This is a genomic window from Anaerococcus sp. Marseille-P9784, from assembly GCF_902500265.1.
GTDB lineage: Bacteria > Bacillota > Clostridia > Tissierellales > Peptoniphilaceae > Anaerococcus.
This window is the reverse complement of the sequence record NZ_CABVOZ010000002.1, coordinates 1-18938: the sequence shown is the minus strand read 5'-3', so window position 1 is coordinate 18938 and position 18938 is coordinate 1. Positions and strand designations below refer to the sequence as shown.

Genomic DNA, 18938 nt, shown 5'->3' with positions numbered 1-18938 from the left:
TAAAAGTACAACCATAGCCTATGTAGTTAAAGGCGAAATTAAAATTTTAAATAAGTAAAAGATATCCGCAAGAACGCTAGACGGCAGTCGGAAAACCAAACCATGGTTTTCTATTGCCGTCTTTTTTTGTTTTTACGGATGGCCTTCTTGCGGATCTAGAGATTTTGCAAGGAGGCAAAAGATGGCAAAGAAAAGATATTTAGAAATAAATGGCAAAGAAATCGAAGTTAGTGAAGAAGTCTACAAAGAATATATGAAACCAATCTGGAGAGAAAAAAAGAGAATCCAAAGAGCCTACAAGAATTTAGAAGGGCTACAGGATAAAGAAAGAATTAAAACAGCGGCTGAGAAAAATGGAAACTACGTCCAAGCAGGAAGCTTAGAAACAGGATTTGTCGAAACAAAAGAATATGGTCTTCCCTTATCCCTTGATGTTGCTGAAGAAGAATACGACTTTGAAGTAACTAGCGTTAAAAATACTGAGGACATAGTAACGTACAAACTTCTAGAAGAAGCATTCTTAGAAGTCATTAGTGAATTTTCTGAAAGAGATAAAAAAGTTCTAAAACTACTTTTTCTCTACGAAATGAAAGAAAGAGAAGTCGCAGAAGTAGTAGGAATATCCCAAAAAACAGTTAATAACATCAAAAATAAGCATTTACCAAAGATTCAAGAGAAATTGAGACCTTGGAAAAAATAATTACTCAAAAACTTACTAGATGTCCTAAGGAATATGAGGGAAGAAGTCTTACTCAAATACAAACAGGATGTCCTAAGAAGTATGAGGAGATACAACTTACTCAAAATGAAGGCAAATGTCCTAAGGAGTATGAGAGGAGAAATCTTACTCAAAAATTTAATGAATGTCCCAAGGAATATGAAAGGAGGAACAAAGTGGACTTAGTAAAAAACGAACAGATGGCAGAAAGTTTAATAGCCATCTCAATTGTAGCTAAGAAGATAGCTAAGGAATTAATGCAACCAGAGAAAGGAGAAAAAAGTGTCAAGAATAAAGCTACTAATGGAAATCAAAGAAGATGCAGAGAATCTTGCATCTAGTATAGGTGTCCTTCTAACAGCACTAGAAAGTGATGAGGAACTACCTAAAGAAGAGAAGGTGAAACAAGAAGAAAAGACCTATGAAATTGAAGATGTTAGAAAGATACTAGCCGACAAATCAAGATTAGGCCATACAGCTAAAATAAGAGAACTCTTAGAAAAGTATGGAGCTAAAAAGTTATCTGAGATTGAACCAAGTAACTATAAAGGCTTGGTAGCAGATGTGGAGAAGTTGTAATGGGCGATCATGCTATTTTATCAGCATCATCTTCTAATAGATGGATTCACTGTCCGCCAAGCGTTAGGCTTTCTCAAAAATATGAAGATGAAGTTAGTCCTTATGCACTTGAAGGCACCTCAGCTCATGCCTTAGCAGAATATAAACTAAAGAAGTTATTAGGTTTAGATACTAAAGACCCAACAGAGGATTTGGATTTTTATGATGAAGAAATGGATGAGTTAACTGAAGGATATGCCTCATATGTAACAGAAGTAGTAAGTAGATACGAAAGTCCAGCCGTCTTTGTAGAAGAAAGGCTTGACCTATCAGACTATGTTAAGGAGTCTTTTGGTACAGCTGACTGTGTAGTTGTTGGAGGAAAAGAACTTCATGTAATAGATCTAAAGTATGGTCAAGGAGTTTTAGTAGATGCTAAAGAGAATTCACAACTCATGTTATATGGCCTAGGTGCTCTGACTCTCTTTGATGGAATTTATGATATCGAAAATGTAATACTTCACATCTATCAACCAAGAAGGTGTAATATATCAATTTATGAAATTAAAAAGATAGAACTTTATAAGTGGGGAGAATCTGTACGAGAGATTGCAGAGAAAGCTTACAAAGGAGAAGGAGAATTCTCTTGTGGAGAATGGTGCATCTTCTGCAAAGCTAAGAATAAATGCAGGGAAAGAGCGGAAGAAAACCTAAAACTGGCACAAGAAGAATTTATCCTACCACCAGAACTATCTGATGATGAAATTGAAGAGATTTTACCAAGACTAGACGAAATGGAACAATGGGTCAAAGATATCAAGGCCTATGCTTTAGAAAGAGCAATGAAGGGCCATAGATGGAAGAACCTAAAACTTGTCGAAGGCAGGTCAAATAGAAAATACCGAGATTAAGATGAAGTTGTAAAAAAAGTAAAAGAACTGGGATTTAATCCCTTTGAAGAGAAGTTACTTGGCATCACAGCTATGACTAAGTTACTAGGTAAAAAAGTCTTTGATGAAAATATCGTAGACTTATTAGAAAAACCAAAAGGAAAGTTAACCCTAGTTAGCATTGATGACAAACGAGAGGAAGTAAAAATTGACAATGTTAAAGAAGAATTTGGAGTGGTTAAGGAATGAAAAAAATACCACTTACAAAAGGACTTTATGCATTAGTTGACGATGAAGATTACAAAGAACTATCAAAATATAAGTGGTTTGCCAGCGGTCATCCAGGTCAGTTATATGCCTGTAGACACAATCCAGAGAATAAATCTCGCCATATTAGAATGCATAGGCAAATTCTAAATGCTCCAGAGAATATGGAAGTAGATCATATAAATCTGAATAGATTAGATAATAGACGATCTAATTTGAGGCTAGCAACTAGACAAGAAAATTCTTTTAATAGAAAAAAGTTTAACATGAAATCTCACTCTAGATATAAGGGAGTTACTTTTCATATTAGAGATAGATGTTGGCAAGCGTGCATCAGAATAAATGAAAAGCATATTTATTTAGGCAGTTTTGATAAAGAAGTAGACGCTGCAATGGCGTACAACGAAGCGGCAAAAAAGTATCATGGTAGATTTGCAAAATTAAATATAATTCAGGAGGAAAATTATGCAAAATAAAACAAAAGTAATTACAGGTGAAGTTAGATTATCATATTTTAACGGATGGGAACCAAAGTCAATCAATGGCGGTAAAGAAAGATACTCAGTATCTGTCATTATTCCAAAGAGCGACCAAAAGACAATTGAGAAAATTGAAAAAGCAGTGGATGCTGCTATTGATGAAGGACTTTCTAAATTCAATGGAAAGAAACCAAATAAGAAAGCTATCAAGCTTCCATTAAGAGATGGTGACACAGAAAAAGATGATGAGGCTTATGCAGATGCATATTTCTTAAATGCCAACTCTATGACAGCACCTCAAATTGTGGATAGAAATGTAGAACCTATTCTTGATAGAAGTGAAGTCTACTCAGGGGTTTATGCAAGGGTATCTCTTAACTTCTACGCCTACAATGTAAATGGTAATAAAGGAGTGGCCGTTGGCCTAGGAAATATTCAAAAACTAAGAGATGGTCAACCTCTAGGAAATAGGTCTAATGCAGCAGATGACTTCGATGCGATGGACGATGATGACGAAGATTTCTTAGCATAGGAGGTAGAAATGGACTATTTAATTACAGCGATAGTTTTAGCTATTTGGTCCTTTTTATGGTATAAGCTTGGATTTTTACAAGCTCAGCTAAAAGAACTAGATAGAGATATCAGAAAAATAGAAAAACAAATAAAAGAAGATAGAAAAAATAATTTAGCAGAATTAACAAAGCTTAGTGATAGCTATGAAGATATTGTCCATAGATCTTGAGACCTATTCTTCAGTTGATTTAGGCAAAAGTGGTGTATACAAATATGCCGAGAGTGAGGATTTTGAAATCCTCCTCTTTGCCTATTCTATTGATGATGGAGAAGTTAAGGTCATAGATTTGGCAAGTGGAGAGATTATTCCTGAAGAAATATTATCAGCACTTAGTGATGAAAGTATAGAAAAGTGGGCCTTTAATGCGAACTTTGAAAGGGTGTGTCTATCTAGGTTTTTAGGTAAGAGATTAAAACCTCAAGGTTGGTACTGCACCATGATTTGGTCAGCCTATCTAGGGTTACCTCTATCCCTTGAAAAAGTCGGAGAGGTTTTGAAACTTGATAAGCAAAAGATGAATGAAGGCAAGGCTCTTATAAGATATTTTTCTATTCCTTGTAAGCCTACTAAGACCAATGGTATGAGGACAAGAAATCTACCACATCATGATTTAGAAAAGTGGTCTACCTTTAAAGAATATAACCAAAGAGATGTGGAAACAGAAATGGAGATAAAGAAAAAACTATCAGCCTTTCCTATGCCTCAATCAGAATGGGAAAACTACTGGATAGACCAAAACATCAATGACAGAGGAATCTTAATTGATGAAGTTTTAGTTGATTCAGCTATTAAATTTGATGAAATATTACGAGAAGAAAATATGGACAGAGCCATAGAATTAACTGGTCTTGAAAATCCAAATTCCCCCTTACAGCTAAAAGGATGGCTTAATAAAAAAGGCTTAGAGATAGACTCCTTAGCTAAAAAAGATGTAGAATCTGCTCTTAAAAATACTGAGGGAGATATAAAAGAAGTATTGGAACTTAGACAAGAATTATCTAAGTCTTCAGTTAGAAAATATGATGCTATGAAAAATGTAAAAGGAAAAGATAATCGAGCAAGGGGTCTGATCCAATTTTATGGAGCAAATAGAACTGGAAGGTATTCAGGAAGGCTTATTCAAGTTCAAAACTTAAGGAGAAACAATCTAAAAGATTTAGACCTTGCCAGAAGTCTTATAAAAAATAGAGATTACGAAACTATGGAAATTCTATATGAATCACCATCTGATATTTTATCCCAACTAATAAGGACAGCCTTTATAGCAAAAGAAGGAACTAGGTTTATTATCTCTGACTTTTCAGCAATAGAGGCCCGTGTCCTTGCATGGCTTGCAGGGGAACAATGGGTACTGGATGCCTTTGAAAATGGAGAAGATATCTATTGCAGAACGGCATCGAGGATGTTTGGAGTGCCAGTTGAAAAGCATGGAGTAAACGGACATCTTAGACAAAAAGGAAAGATTGCTACTTTAGCTTGTATTGCTGAAGGTGAGTTAGTTCTTACAGATAAGGGGTTAGTTCCTATAGAAAACCTTACAAAAGCTCATAAATTATGGGATGGAGAAAACTGGGTTTTACATGATGGAGTTATATATAAGGGGATAGGGGAAGTGATTGAATATGACGGGCTTAGAGCAACAAAAGATCATATCGTATGGATCGAGGGGCAAGAAAAGCCAATACAATTTGGAGAAGCTGCCGCCAGCGGAGCACATCTCCTACAATCAGGAGATGGTAGGAGAGCAATACGGGTGGGTGAAGATTATAAGTCCAGAAAAAAGATGGGCGAAAAATTGGAATTCTTGTTATGTCCTAACAAGATGTCAAGGATGTGGAAGCATTCAATGGCAAGACAGGGGAAATTTAACGACAGGAAGATCAAAGGGGTGTCAAGCTTGTTCCCAACCAAGACAAATTCCACGATGGTTGGACAGAAGGCTAACAGCAGCAAAGCAAAGGTGTACCAACCCAAAAGATCCAGAATACAAAAACTATGGAGAAAGAGGAATAAAATTCAAGTTTCCTTCAATTCTAGAGGCAGGTCTTTATTTAATAGAAAGATTTGGATTGCCAAAAAAAGAACTAGAAATAGACAGAATAGACAACAATGGGCATTACGAAAGAGGCAACTTAAGATTTGTAACTCGTATAGAGAATGCTTCGAACAAGAGAAATACTGTATTAACAGAATTTCATCAAAAATACTGGCCTTATGCACGAAGTGTTGTTATAAGGAAACTTTCAAAAGGATTAAGCCGAGACGAAATTATAGAAGATGCAGAATTAGCTGTATTCGAGAAAAGAAAAAATTGGAAAGGTATAGAGGCAAGACTAGACTTTATGATATACGAAATGCCGGAAAGAATAACCGTTTTACCGTATCAGGGAAATTAGTTCACAACTGTGGCTACCAAGGAGCCTTAGGTGCTCTTAAAGCAATGGGTGGTATTGAGATGGGTTTATCTGAAGATGAACTTCAATCAATAGTTGATTCCTGGCGAGAGGCTAATCCAAATATAGTAAGTCTTTGGTGGGACATAGATTCAGTCGTAAAAAGAGTTGTAAAGACTAGAAGTAAAGAAAAATATAAGAGCCTAGTTATTAGCTATGAAAAAGGCATTCTTTTTATAGAACTACCCTCAAAAAGAAGACTTGCTTATCCAAAAGCAAAAATCGGGACGAATCGATTTGGTGGAGAATCAATAGTCTATGAAGGAATCGTAGTAGGAAATAAATGGGACAAGATAGAATCCTACGGAGGAAAATTTGTAGAAAATATAGTTCAAGCAATAGCCAGAGATATTTTAGCAGAGGCTATGATGAGGCTTGAGAAAAAAGGATTTAATATCGTCATGCATATCCATGATGAAGTTGTAATAGAAAGTGATTCATCTAGTATCGAAGAGATAAATGAAATCATGTCCTTAGTACCTAGTTGGGCACCTGGACTTATTCTAGATGCAGATGGGTTTGAAAGTGAATTTTATAAGAAAGATTAATGGAGGGTTATTCATGTTTTATGTTAAAGAAAAAATAAATGATGTCATGGAAGTAAGCATTGAAATAAATGATGAGAATGTCTTTTGCACCTGTCCAAAATGTGGAAAAGAAGTTCGAGTAGAATTAAATAAAGTATTGGAAGATGGCGATTTATTTTCTACTCAAGTTTGCTGTAATACTTGTAGTGAAACAATGAGGGATATTTATGAATAAAGAACTATACAACAGGAATGGGTGCAAGGATTCCACTCCTTATCAAGCAATTAAAAATGCAGAGAAGAGATACTATCCCTTGGTATATATCTGCAGTCCATTTTCTGGAGATGTAGAAAATAATGTAATTAAGGCAAAGATGTACTCTCGATATGCTTTGGATAAAGGAAATATTCCCATAGCACCACATCTTTTATTTCCTCAGTTTATGAGTGATGAAAGCGAGAGAAAACTTGCCATGCATTTTAATTATGTCCTTCTTGGTAAATGTGAAGAAGTCTGGGTTTTTGGTGACTATATAAGCACTGGAATGGCAGAAGAAATAGGAGTTGCTGAGAAGAGAAAAATGAAGATTCGATATATAAAGGAGGTAGCCTAATTGAAGATATACACCTCAAATTTAATAGGAGTGGAGTCAAATTGTGTTTATCCAAATGAGGTTAATGCAGTAGATGTTAGGTCCTTTGAGAAAGCTGCAAGTTTTGACCATGTAATGGCAAAGTATAAAAACTCCTACAGGTCCAACGATAATTTTATAGAGTCAGAATGTGTTCCTATGGATATAGACAACGACCATTCAGAAAATCCAGATGACTGGATTTTAGCTAATGATTTAAAGAGAATATTTGACGGAGTTAAATTTACCATAGTTTATAGCAGAAACCATAGAAAAGAAAAAAATGGAAAAGCTGCAAGACCGAGAATGCACATATATTTTCCAATTCCTAAGGTTATAAATTTAGCTGAATATGTAGGGATAAAAGAAAGGTTATCAGAGACTTATACTTTCTTTGATGGGAATGCCTTAGATGGAGCGAGGTTTTTCTTTGGAGTTAAGAATCCTGCCGTTGAAATAGTTAGGGGAAGGAAATATGTAACAGAAATTCTAAAAGATGACTTTGAGGATTTTGATAATTCTCAAGACTTGATTCAGCAAGGCTCTAGAAATTCAACTATGAACCATTTTGCTGGTAGGGTTCTAATTCGATATGGAAATACAGATGAGGCGAGAGAACTATTCGATAAAAAAGCTAGCCTTTGCTCTCCACCATTAGCAGATGATGAGTTAGAACAAATTTGGAGGTCAGCTTATAAGTTCTATAAAAAGGTAGCAGCAAGTGAAGATTATGTTCCACCTGAAGAATACAATGAAAGATATGAGGAATATAAGCCAGAGAAACTTACAGATATAGCAATGGCTGAAATCTTTACTAAGCACAACAAAGATAAAGCTATCTACACGATATCTCAAGGCTGGCTTTATTGGACGGGAAAGAAATGGGAAGATTCTGAGCTAAAAGTAATGAGTCTTTATATGGAGACTGCCAAAAAAGTTTTAGAAAATGCAAGCATTGAATTTAAAGAGACCTATCAAGAATTAGCAGGTGCTGAAATGATGGGAAATAAGGAAAAAAAGGCACAAGCAAAATTAAAAGTAAATACTGCAAAAGCCTATCTCAATTTTGCTAAAAAGATGAACGACCACGGAAAAGTATCTGGAATATTAAAACTAGCTAAGTCGTTGTTAGAAGTTAAAAATGAAAAACTTGATGCAGATGCTTTTATTTTAAATACACCTGTTGGAGTTATTGATTTAAAAACAAGTGAAATAAAAGAGCATGACCCGTCTTACTACTGCACGAAGATTACTGCCCTAGCTCCAAGCAAGGATAATATGGATATGTGGATAGATACTTTGAGGGATGTAACTGGTGGAGATAATGAGTTTATAAATTTCTTAAAGTTCCATGCAGGGTCGACATTAATAGGTCATGTTTATGAAGAAGCACTCCTTATAGCTTATGGAGATGGAGGAAATGGGAAGTCTACAGTCTTTAATTCAGAGGCTCACGTTCTTGGAGACTATGCAGGTAAAATCCCAGCTGAGTCTTTAACAACAAGAGCAAAGAATGTGAAGGTTGATCTTGCAGAGTTATGTGGTAAGAGATTTATTCTAGCCTCTGAAACAGAAGAGGGTCAAAGACTGTCAAGTTCTATGTTGAAGCAGATAGCAAGTGTTGATGATATTTCAGCAGAAAGAAAATACTATGCACCCTTTTCATTTACGCCAACGCATTCTACTATTCTCTATACAAACCATCTACCAAAGGTGGGATCTAATGATCGAGGAACCTGGAGAAGAATTGTGGTGGCTCCATTTTCTGTCGCCATTAAAAATCCTAAGACAGACTATATAGATAAGCTTATAGAAAAAGCAGGTGGGGCAATTCTACAGTGGATGATTGAAGGAGCAAAAGAATATATAGATGCAGGCTTTAAATATCCAAAGTGTAATGTTGTAGATGATGCTAAAAGATCATATAAAGAAGAAAATGACTGGATAAACCATTTTATTTCAGATAAATGCATAAAAGGAACAAATTATAAAGAAATGAGTGCAAGGTTATATCAAGTTTATCGTGAGTGGGCTGGTTCAAATGGAGAATACATTAGGAATAATAGAGATTTTTCACGAGCCCTTATAGCAGAAGGTTATGAAAAGAAAAGGACAAATAGGGGAATTGAATGGGGCGGTATAACCATCAATGATTTAATGGAGTCGGAAGACGACTTTTTATAAATGCATCTTAGTGTAGCATTTATAGGCTAAATAAAGATGATTGTATAGAAAAAAGTTTTTCTTAATTAATGAAAAGTGCATACACTAAACTACAAAAAGACATGACTATTTACACTTGACTTAACAGCAAAATGGCTTAATATAGACGTTTTGTATGGTGTGAATAGTTATAGCCTACTTTCTTTTATATATTATTTTTATTCTCTCGTGTAAAAGGTTTATATAAAGCTACACTATACAACACTTTAGAAAAAAAGGAGGATTTATGAATTTCTATAATTACATGATGAAAAATCATTTATATGAAAAGTCTCTAAGAGGAGATTTAGCAAGAGATATGAAGGAAGATATAGACTTTCCTAAAAATAAAACAGGGAAATTTAAAGGATGGAAAAGACTGATTAAAAGTTATTTAGAGAGCCAGGGTGCTTGTTATGATTGTATGGTGACTTTTGAGAAAGCGTGGAAGGAGTATGAAAATTGCGAGAGAAAGAGATTGAATCTGCCCTTGTAAAAAGAGTAAAAGAGAATAAGGGTCTTTGTCTTAAATTTACATCTCCTTCAATGACGGGAATACCAGACAGGATAATACTTCTACCTAAAGGAAAGATAGGATTTGTTGAAACAAAAAGACCTGGAGGAGAACCTAGACCAATTCAGAAAAAGAGAATAAGGCAATTTAAAAACTTAGGTTTCAAGGCTTATGTTCTTGATTCAAAAGAAAATATTGATGAAATAATTAAGAGGATTGGAGGTGACTAATTGGAATATACTCCACATAAATATCAAAACTATGCTACTGAATTTATAAAAGAAAATGAAGAATCAGCACTTCTACTTGACATGGGTCTCGGCAAGACGGTCATAAGCTTAACAGCTATAAAAGATTTACTCTTTGATTCTTTTGAAATTTCTAAAGTTCTAATAATAGCGCCATTAAGAGTTGCTAGAGATACATGGAAGGAAGAAATAGAAAAATGGTCTCATCTTGAAATCTTAAAATATTCAGTAGTCATAGGTAGTGAAAAAGAAAGAATAAAAGCATTAAATAAGCAGGCAGATATTTATATAATCAATAGGGAAAATGTAGACTGGCTAATAAATAAGAGCGTACTACCATTTAACTACGACATGATCGTAATTGATGAATTATCATCTTTTAAATCTCATAGGTCAAAGAGGTTTAAAGCCTTGATGAAAGTTAGACCAAAGGTAAAAAGAATAGTTGGTCTTACTGGAACTCCATCATCTAACGGTCTAATGGATTTATGGGCTGAGTTTAGACTGCTTGATATGGGAGAGAGACTTGGAAGATTTATTGGTCAGTACAGAGAAATCTACTTCAAACCAGATAAGAGAAACGGACCAATCATTTATTCCTATAAGCCACTTCCTTTTGCTGAAGATGCAATCTATGAAAAGATATCAGATATCACAGTTTCTATGAAAGCTGAAGACTATCTAAAAATGCCAGAGAAGATAAACAATGAAGTTTTTGTAAATCTATCAGATAAAGAAAGAGATATCTACGAGACCTTAAAAAAAGACTTGGTTGTTAGTATTAAGGATAAAGATATAGATGCAGTCAATGCTGCATCCCTTTCTAATAAGCTACTGCAAATGGCATCAGGTTCTGTTTACGATGAAAATAAAAATATGATTCATATTCATGATAGAAAGCTTGATGCTTTAGAAGATTTAATAGAAGGTGCAAATGGTAAACCTGTTCTAATAGCCTATTGGTATAAGTCAGATTTAAAAAGAATAAAAGACAAGTTTGATGTAATAGAACTTAAGACAAGTGAGGACTTTAAAGAATGGAATCAAGGTAAGATTCCAGTTGCCATTATCCATCCAGCATCTGCTGGTCATGGACTTAACCTACAAGCTGGAGGTTCAACACTTATTTGGTTTTCCCTTACATGGTCCTTAGAACTTTATGAACAAACCAATGCCAGACTTTATAGACAAGGACAGAAAGAAACAGTTGTGATTCATCATATACTGGCAAAAGGAACTATTGATGAAGATGTTATAAAAGCATTAGAAAATAAGAACAAAACACAAGCTGCACTTATAGATGCAGTAAAAGCAAATCTAGAGAGTTGATGTCATAGAATGTCACTATCAAAATTTGCTAAGATTAATACAAGAGTAGAAGTTATATGGATAACTTACCTCAAAAACTTATGGAGGTAAGAAATGAACGCAAAAGAATATTTAAAACAAGCTTTTTATTTAGACAAAAGAATTAACAGTAAGCTAGAGCAAGTTGAAAGTTTAAATGCACTAGCTACAAAAGCTACATCAACCTTATCCGATATGCCTAAGAGTCCTAATAGAGGACCATCAAAACTTGAAGATACTATTGTTAAGATTATTGACCTTCAAGAAGAAATTAATAGGGACATAGATAAGTTGGTGGATTTAAAGAAAGAAATCGTAAGAGCAATAAAAAAGATTGAAGATAAAGAACTTCAAGTCGTTTTAGAAAAAAGATATCTTTGTTTTGAATCTTGGGAGAAGATAGCAGTTGAAATGAATTATGATATTAGACATATTCATAGGCTTCATAATCGAGGATTGAAAGAAATATCCTCTCTGAAATTAAGTGGTCACAAAATGTCATAGAATGTCACTATGGAGTTGTAGTATAGTTAAAATAGCAAAAGAATAATTAAAAGAGCCTTGGAGATTTAATCTTCAGGGCTTTCTTTATGGAGTGATAAAGTGCCAAGAAAACCTAAGAGACCATGTTCACATCCAGGTTGTCCAGAGTTAGTTGATGGACGATTCTGTAAGAAACATGAGAAAGAATACAACAAAAACTATGAAAAATATAAACGAGACCCTAAAACTCACAAGCGTTATGGAAAAGCGTGGAGACTTATAAGAAAAAGATATGTCAGTGAACATCCACTTTGTGAAATGTGTTTAAAAGAAAATAGAATGACAAAGGTAGAGGAAGTACATCACATACTTCCTCTTTCTCGTGGTGGAACTAATGACGAAGATAATCTTATGAGTCTTTGTAAATCTTGTCACTCAAAGATTCATGCTGAGCGTGGAGATAGATTTGGACGAGAAAAGTTTTGAGGGAGGGGGAGTCGTTATCTTAAAAGCTGATTTCCCTACCAACGGTGCCGCCCTCTCACGCACAAAAAAACGGGTTCAAAGGCCCTATTAAAGAAAATAATAAACTAGGAGGTGATACTATCGCTAAAGATGGAACATATAGAGGCGGAAGAAGAGTAAAAGCAGGAGGTAAACCACAGCCTGCTGCTGAAAAAATAGAAAAAGGTAAAAAAGTAGAAATACTAATGAATGATATTCCTACATTTAGTCCAGAAGAAATAGATGCAGTTGACTTACCAGATGGTGCAGTTCTTGATGGAACGGATATGCCGGCTCCTAGTGACTATCTATCTGCAAAGCAAAAGAATGGAATACCACTTGGTGCTGATGAAATATATAAAGAGACTTGGGGTTGGTTAAAACAAAGAAACTGTGAAAATTTAGTAAATCCAAGACTATTAGAATCCTACTCTCAGGCTTTTGCAAGATACATTCAATGTGAAGAGGCAATAAGTCAATTTGGCCTATTAGGCAAGCATCCTACTACGGGAGGAGTTATTGCATCTCCATTTGTACAGATGTCTTCACAGTTTCAAAAGACAGCAAATCTTTTATGGTATGAAATTTATGACATAGTGAAAGAAAACTGCACAGAAGTTTATGAAGACTATGGGGAAGATATGATGGAAAAATTACTAAGGCAAAGGAGGTAATAAATTTGTTTGAAAAAGTAAACCCAAAACATCCAGATAAAATAGCAGATTGTATCGCTGGTGCAATTGTAGATTTAGCATATAAGGAAAAAGAAAATCCTAAAATAGCAGTTGAAGTTTTGCTGGGGCATGGAAATTGTCATGTGATTATAGAAACGGACTGCAATCTAAATAAAAAAGAAATTGAAACAGCGATTAAGAGGATAGCTGGAAATGTCATGGCAGATATTAAAATAGTAGAACAGGATATCCACCTTTCTAAGAATCAAAAAGAAAAGATAAGATGTGGAGACAATGGAATTTTTAAGGGAGTACCCACATCAGATGAAGAAAAGAAACTATCTTTAATTGCTCGTGAAATTTATTCTAATTATCCTTACGATGGAAAATACATTATTGATGGAGATAAACTTATTATTTGTCAGTCAAATGTATCTACAGAAATCTTAAAATCAATTTATCCAAGAGCAATAGTAAATCCATTAGGAGATTGGACTGGAGGGTTTAATGTTGATACTGGAGCAACTAATAGAAAACTCGGCTCAGATATGGGACGAGCAGTAACTGGTGGGGGTCTTCATGGTAAAGACCTATCAAAGGCTGATGTATCAGTAAATATTTACGCCTACTTAAAGGCACAAGAAGAAAATAAAGAGATTGAATTATCCTGTGCAATCGGAGATGAAGCTGTGGATGGCAGACCATATTCAGAAATAGTTGAGATTGCTAGAGATTATATAAATTCTATCGGTGGTTTTGAGGAATTTACTAAGTGGGGGCTTATATGATTACAACAAAAGAAATGAAATTAGTTGATATTGAAAAACTTGTACCTTATGTAAACAATGCAAGAACTCACTCAGCAGACCAGATTAATAAACTACGATCATCAATTCGAGAGTTTGGTTTCATCAATCCTGTAATTATTGATAAGGACTACGGAGTTATTGCAGGCCATGGAAGAATTATGGCAGCAAAGGAAGAGGGAATAAAAGAAGTACCTTGTGTCTTTGCAGACCATCTAAATGAGGCGCAGAAGAAAGCCTATATCTTAGCTGATAACAGAATGGCTCTTGATGCTGGATGGGATGAAGAACTACTAAGAGTAGAAATTGAATCCCTAGAAGATTATGGATTTAATGTAGAGCTTACAGGATTTTCAACTGAAGAATTATCTTCGCTCTTTGACCTTGGTGTAGAGGCTGAAGAAGATGACTTTGATGTTGAAGAAGAACTTAAAAAGCCTATTTTTTCCAAGGAAGGAGATATTTGGACTCTAGGTAGACATAAAGTTATCTGTGGAGATTCTACTCTATGGAATACTTTTGAAAAGTTACTAGGCGAAACTAAGGTCAATTTAGTATGTACCGATGCACCATATTTTGTTGAATTAAAAAATAAATCGGGAACGATTAAAAATGACAACTTAAATGATAAAGAGGCCTATGAATTTTTAATGAAGGTCTTTACAAACTTTAAAGACGCAATGGCTAAGGATGCATCAATTTATGAATTCTATGCAACTATGAAAGCTAGAGTTTTCTATGATGCTTTTGAAGATGCAGGCTTTAAAGTTGGTGCAGGGCTTATTTGGAAAAAACCAAGAGCTCCTTTCATGAGAACAGATTGGAAATTTAATATGGAGCCTATTATCTTTGGTTGGAGAAAAGATGGAAAACATAACTGGTATGGAGATCAAAAACAAACAGCAGTCTTTGAATTCGATGGAATTAAAGATTCAGAAAAAGAAGGATGTGGTCATCCATCATCAAAACCAGTACCACTTATTGCTTATTTAATAAAGCAATCAACTCAAACAAATGGCTTAGTCCTTGATGGATTTTTAGGAAGTGCATCTACATTAATTGCCTGTGAGGAGCTTAATCGAATCTGCTATGGAATAGAAATAGAACCTAAATTTGTTGATGTAGCAGTAAAAAGATATTTAAATTTAGTGGGTAGTGATAAAGATATAAGCCTTTTAAGAGATGGAAAAAAATATAAGTATGAAGATGCTATTAATATGACTTGATATAAATCCTAGATTGAGTGATATATGTATGTGGGGTGATTAGATGATTTCAAGGGAAATTATACAAAAATTGAAAGAGACGTATCCAGTAGGTACAAGAGTAAAACTAATCCAAATGGAAGATGGACAGGCTCCACCAGTTGGAACTTTAGGCACAGTTTATGGGGTAGATGCCCTTGGATCAATCTTAGTAAAATGGGATAATGGTTCGATGTTAAATGTAATTATTAGGGAGGATATTATTGAAAAATCTAAATAAATAACCATACATTGCTTGACTATTCCTCTATTGTACGGGAATATGTGTACAACAAAAGAGGAGGTACAAAAATGAAAAAGATTGAATTGTTAGAAAACATTAAAGAAAAAGAAGAATTCGAAGAAAATAAAATCAGTTACAGATTTTATTGGGCATATAGGGAATCCCAAAGGATAGGGCGATACATCATAAACTTTGATGACATTGGATTTGTAGATAATCACGAAGATATGATAGAGAATCTTGAAAGATTTGGAATACAAGAATTTACAATTTCAGACCAGTCAACAGGTCTTATGAAAGGGTTAAAAAGTTTTAAAAGAAAAGGGTACTTTCCTATAGACTTGATTGAAATAGATACAGGAAGGACTAATTGGAACTTTAAAGAAAACAAAGAAGAAAAAGAATATACACCTGCACTTCTTTTCAAGAGAAATTAAGAATAAAAATAGAGAGTTAAGCAAGATGATTGCTTGACTTATCTCTCGGTGTACGGGAATATGTGTACAACAAAAGAAAAGGAGAGCATTACCATGAAAAAAGACCTTTTAGAAAGATTAGAAGCAGAAGTTAAAGCTTGCAAAAGATACGCAGAAAACTCAATAAAAAAATCAAAAGAAGGCAAGATTGGAGCAGCTATTAACCTTTTAGACATAGCAGGAACAGCAAAGAAATGTGCAGACCAAGTTCATGAAGAACTTTGGAAAGAGTCACAAGGAAACCTAAACGAAGAAGAATTTGAATTATTTTGTGAATCAGAAACACTAGGAAGAGAACTTAAGAAAGCATACAAAGAATTAAACATAGCAAGACAAAGATAAAATAAAAATCCAAATAGAGTTTAGGCTCTATTTGTCGTAGTAGAAGTCACTAGCAAGTGGCTATTTTTTATGCCTATTTTTCAAGGAAGGAGGTCAAATGAAATATAAACCAACAAAATTTATGCTACCTACATCTCACTATGATAAAAACAAGGCAGACTATGCTGTTACTTTTATAGAATGCCTTAAACACACAAAAGGTAGATGGGCAGGTAAAGATTTCAAGCTTATTGACTGGCAAGAAGAAATCATAAGAGACTTATTTGGCATTGTAAAAGATACGGGATATAGACAATTTAATACAGCCTATGTTGAAATACCAAAGAAGATGGGGAAATCTGAACTTGCAGCTGCTGTAGCACTTCTTCTAACTTGTGGTGATGGAGAAGAAAGAGCAGAAGTTTATGGTTGTGCTGCTGATAGGCAACAAGCAACTATCGTCTTTGATGTTGCAGCTGATATGGTAAGGATGAGCCCAGCCTTATCTAAAAGAGTAAAAATTCTAGCATCTCAAAAGAGGATGATATATAAGCCGACTAATTCTTTTTACCAAGTTTTATCTGCAGAGGCTTATTCTAAACACGGATTTAATATTCATGGTGTAGTCTTTGACGAACTTCATACTCAACCTAACAGAAAGTTATTTGATGTTATGACAAAAGGGTCTGGTGATGCGAGAACTCAACCCCTATATTTTCTCATAACAACTGCAGGAACAGATACCAAATCAATCTGCTACGAAACACATCAAAAAGCAGTCGACATACTTGAAGGAAGAAAAACTGATTCAACTTTCTATCCCGTGATTTATGGAGCAGACAGAGAAGATGATTGGACAGATGAAAAAGTATGGCATAAAGCAAATCCTTCTCTTGGAATTACAGTTCCTATAGAAAAAGTAAGACAAGCCTGTGAATCGGCTAAGCAAAATCCAACTGAAGAAAATGCCTTCAGACAGTTAAGATTAAATCAGTGGGTCAAACAAGCAATCAGGTGGATGCCTATGGAAAAATGGGACCTCTGTAATTTTGCTGTTAATGAAGAAGAATTAAAAGGAAGAGTTTGTTATGGAGGTCTTGACCTATCATCTACAACAGATATTACAGCTTTTGTTTTAGTCTTTCCTCCAATAGACGAAGATGATAAGTATCAAATATTACCCTACTTTTGGTTGCCAGAAGACAATCTCGATCTAAGAGTAAAAAGAGACCATGTAAACTATGATCTATGGAAAAAACAAGGCCATATTATGACAACAGAAGGCAATGTAGTCCATTATGGTTTTATAGAAAAATTTATAGAAGACTTAGGTGAGATATATAACATTAGGGAAATTGCCTTTGACAGGTGGGGAGCAGTTCAGATGGTTCAAAACTTAGAAGGCATGGGTTTTACAGTAGTTCCCTTTGGTCAAGGATTTAAAGATATGTCTCCACCAACAAAAGAATTAATGAAGCTAACTCTCGAAAGAAAAATAGCCCATGGAGGTCATCCAGTTCTAAGATGGATGATGGACAATATTTTTATAAGAACTGATCCTGCTGGAAACATCAAGGCAGACAAAGAAAAATCTACAGAAAAGATAGATGGAGTAATTGCTACAATAATGGCTCTAGATAGGGCTATAAGGTGTGGCAATGATACTAGTGAGTCGGTTTATGATGATAGGGGATTGATTATTTTTTAATCTCTCTATTTTTGATTTATCATAGCCAAATTTAGAAAAGTGGCGAGATTTAGAGTTAAGTAAAAATGCACGAAAAAAGCCACCATATAGGTGGCTAGAATATGTATACCAATTGCTTATGAGTGACGATAACACATATCGCTTACCTAGATAATGGCACTTGAATAAGACTTACTGTTGATATAATCATGATACTTTAAAAATAGAAAAAAGTCAAGTTTTATAGGGGAAATTCAAAAATATATTTTAAGATACCATTGTCTCTTAAAGTTTTAAACTCATCTGCGTAATTACCTGTTTTAAGATGAGAATACAAGATATTTGAGAAAACATCAGCGATTTGAATATTTGAGTTATTGGCAGAGTCAAAATATGAAACCGAAAAATTTCCTTGATTAATCCCAGTTATGCAAAGTTCAGTGTTTAAATAGTCCTCAAGAAAGAATCTCGATTCGGTTCTTTCATTTCTTTCATCAAGTTGTAAAAGATGATTCTCACTTGGTATGTAATTATTTCTTATGAAGTAGTCCAGTGATATTTTTAATAGGTAATTGAAAACTCTAGATGTATTTGAACAAAAAGTATCTTTGAGTCTTGAATTGTCAACTTTTAAATAGAAAAGACTGAAGTTGCTTTTTCTGGCAAAGAAGTTTATAAATTTTTGTTTCATGGGTCTATCAAAAGCAGAACCTTTTAACTCATGAAATGATCCATTTAAAAACATTTTTTGCCTATTGTCTATTCTTTTAAGCTCTTCAAGATTAGATGCTACAAAACGTTTATAGGATCTTTTTAGAGTATTAGAATTATCTGGAATAATTAACGTGATAATGAAGTATTCATTTTTAAGTTGATTATTAATTGTTCCTGATTCGTCTATATATATGTTCATAGTTTGTCCTTCCAGTAAATATATTAACATTATATCACAAATGATTAAAATTTTAGGAGGTGGTAATATAAACATTTTAAATTTAATATTTAAGTCGCGAGACAAACCTAAAGACGGGGAGAGGATATCTTCATCGTCTTTTTTATTTGGGAGAACAACAGCAGGAAGGAATGTCAA

Annotated in this window: 23 protein-coding genes and 1 pseudogene; 23 read left to right on the top strand and 1 reads right to left on the bottom strand. The window is 34.4% G+C overall.

Annotated features, from left to right (window positions below):
• The first annotated feature begins 181 nt into the window (after positions 1–181).
• From GAN53_RS03810 to GAN53_RS03700, 23 genes and pseudogenes are all read left to right on the top strand, one after another.
• Positions 182–700 (top strand): sigma-70 family RNA polymerase sigma factor, encoded by a 519-nt coding sequence (locus GAN53_RS03810; RefSeq protein ID WP_071027603.1) that lies wholly within the window; start codon positions 182–184, stop codon positions 698–700.
• Positions 688–1059, top strand: coding sequence for a hypothetical protein (locus tag GAN53_RS03805; protein WP_039880613.1), 372 nt, complete (start codon positions 688–690; stop codon positions 1057–1059). The genes GAN53_RS03810 and GAN53_RS03805 overlap by 13 nt, the downstream gene beginning before the upstream one ends.
• A complete protein-coding gene (locus tag GAN53_RS03800; protein WP_151409667.1) occupies positions 1001–1297 on the top strand; it encodes a hypothetical protein in 297 nt (98 codons plus the stop codon). The genes GAN53_RS03805 and GAN53_RS03800 overlap by 59 nt, the downstream gene beginning before the upstream one ends.
• A pseudogene (locus tag GAN53_RS03795) lies at positions 1297–2415 on the top strand (DUF2800 domain-containing protein). Before GAN53_RS03800 ends, GAN53_RS03795 begins: the two are co-directional and overlap by 1 nt.
• Positions 2412–2909, top strand: a complete 498-nt coding sequence (locus GAN53_RS03790; protein ID WP_070611445.1) for an HNH endonuclease — start codon at positions 2412–2414, stop codon at positions 2907–2909. Before GAN53_RS03795 ends, GAN53_RS03790 begins: the two are co-directional and overlap by 4 nt.
• Positions 2899–3444: a DUF2815 family protein gene (locus GAN53_RS03785; protein WP_044565544.1), complete on the top strand. Its 546-nt coding sequence runs from the start codon at positions 2899–2901 to the stop codon at positions 3442–3444. The genes GAN53_RS03790 and GAN53_RS03785 overlap by 11 nt, the downstream gene beginning before the upstream one ends.
• A gap of 9 nt (positions 3445–3453) precedes the next feature.
• Positions 3454–3654 (top strand): hypothetical protein, encoded by a 201-nt coding sequence (locus GAN53_RS03780; RefSeq protein ID WP_151409666.1) that lies wholly within the window; start codon positions 3454–3456, stop codon positions 3652–3654.
• Positions 3629–6487 carry a DNA polymerase gene (locus GAN53_RS03775; protein ID WP_151409665.1) on the top strand — a complete coding sequence of 953 codons (2859 nt, stop codon included), beginning with the start codon at positions 3629–3631 and terminating at the stop codon, positions 6485–6487. The genes GAN53_RS03780 and GAN53_RS03775 overlap by 26 nt, the downstream gene beginning before the upstream one ends.
• Positions 6488–6500: 13 nt before the next feature.
• Complete coding sequence (locus GAN53_RS03770) at positions 6501–6701, top strand: hypothetical protein (protein ID WP_151409664.1); 201 nt, start codon at positions 6501–6503, stop codon at positions 6699–6701.
• Positions 6694–7080, top strand: coding sequence for a DUF4406 domain-containing protein (locus GAN53_RS03765; RefSeq protein ID WP_151409663.1), 387 nt, complete (start codon positions 6694–6696; stop codon positions 7078–7080). The genes GAN53_RS03770 and GAN53_RS03765 overlap by 8 nt, the downstream gene beginning before the upstream one ends.
• A complete protein-coding gene (locus GAN53_RS03760; RefSeq protein WP_151409662.1) occupies positions 7081–9282 on the top strand; it encodes a phage/plasmid primase, P4 family in 2202 nt (733 codons plus the stop codon). It begins immediately after the preceding gene.
• Positions 9283–9547: 265 nt separating this feature from the next.
• The gene (locus GAN53_RS03755; protein ID WP_151409661.1) at positions 9548–9796 is read left to right on the top strand and encodes a sterile alpha motif-like domain-containing protein; all 249 of its coding nucleotides are present in this window, start codon (positions 9548–9550) and stop codon (positions 9794–9796) included.
• Positions 9763–10044, top strand: a complete 282-nt coding sequence (locus GAN53_RS03750; RefSeq protein ID WP_151409660.1) for a VRR-NUC domain-containing protein — start codon at positions 9763–9765, stop codon at positions 10042–10044. Before GAN53_RS03755 ends, GAN53_RS03750 begins: the two co-directional genes overlap by 34 nt.
• Complete coding sequence (locus GAN53_RS03745; RefSeq protein ID WP_151409659.1) at positions 10045–11391, top strand: DEAD/DEAH box helicase; 1347 nt, start codon at positions 10045–10047, stop codon at positions 11389–11391.
• Between the two features lie 93 nt (positions 11392–11484).
• Positions 11485–11913: a hypothetical protein gene (locus GAN53_RS03740; RefSeq protein WP_151409658.1), complete on the top strand. Its 429-nt coding sequence runs from the start codon at positions 11485–11487 to the stop codon at positions 11911–11913.
• 99 nt (positions 11914–12012) lie between these two features.
• A complete protein-coding gene (locus tag GAN53_RS03735) occupies positions 12013–12378 on the top strand; it encodes an HNH endonuclease (RefSeq protein WP_151409657.1) in 366 nt (121 codons plus the stop codon).
• Between the two features lie 119 nt (positions 12379–12497).
• Positions 12498–13070, top strand: coding sequence for a P27 family phage terminase small subunit (locus GAN53_RS03730; RefSeq protein ID WP_225791837.1), 573 nt, complete (start codon positions 12498–12500; stop codon positions 13068–13070).
• Between the two features lie 5 nt (positions 13071–13075).
• On the top strand, positions 13076–13858 hold the full coding sequence (locus GAN53_RS03725) for an S-adenosylmethionine synthetase N-terminal domain-containing protein (protein WP_151409655.1): 783 nt from the start codon (positions 13076–13078) through the stop codon (positions 13856–13858).
• Positions 13855–15102 (top strand): site-specific DNA-methyltransferase, encoded by a 1248-nt coding sequence (locus tag GAN53_RS03720; protein ID WP_151409654.1) that lies wholly within the window; start codon positions 13855–13857, stop codon positions 15100–15102. Before GAN53_RS03725 ends, GAN53_RS03720 begins: the two co-directional genes overlap by 4 nt.
• Positions 15103–15145: 43 nt before the next feature.
• Complete coding sequence (locus tag GAN53_RS03715) at positions 15146–15361, top strand: DUF4314 domain-containing protein (protein ID WP_151409013.1); 216 nt, start codon at positions 15146–15148, stop codon at positions 15359–15361.
• Positions 15362–15432: 71 nt separating this feature from the next.
• The gene (locus GAN53_RS03710) at positions 15433–15801 is read left to right on the top strand and encodes a hypothetical protein (RefSeq protein WP_151409012.1); all 369 of its coding nucleotides are present in this window, start codon (positions 15433–15435) and stop codon (positions 15799–15801) included.
• A 93-nt stretch (positions 15802–15894) separates the two neighbouring features.
• Positions 15895–16182, top strand: coding sequence for a transcriptional regulator (locus GAN53_RS03705; protein WP_192574069.1), 288 nt, complete (start codon positions 15895–15897; stop codon positions 16180–16182).
• 97 nt (positions 16183–16279) lie between these two features.
• Positions 16280–17869 carry a terminase large subunit gene (locus tag GAN53_RS03700; RefSeq protein WP_151409653.1) on the top strand — a complete coding sequence of 530 codons (1590 nt, stop codon included), beginning with the start codon at positions 16280–16282 and terminating at the stop codon, positions 17867–17869.
• A 220-nt stretch (positions 17870–18089) separates the two neighbouring features.
• On the opposite strand, the gene GAN53_RS03695 is transcribed toward GAN53_RS03700, so the two are convergent.
• Positions 18090–18938 (bottom strand): DUF3800 domain-containing protein (locus GAN53_RS03695; protein WP_225791813.1); only part of this gene is annotated, 849 nt, incomplete at its 5' end.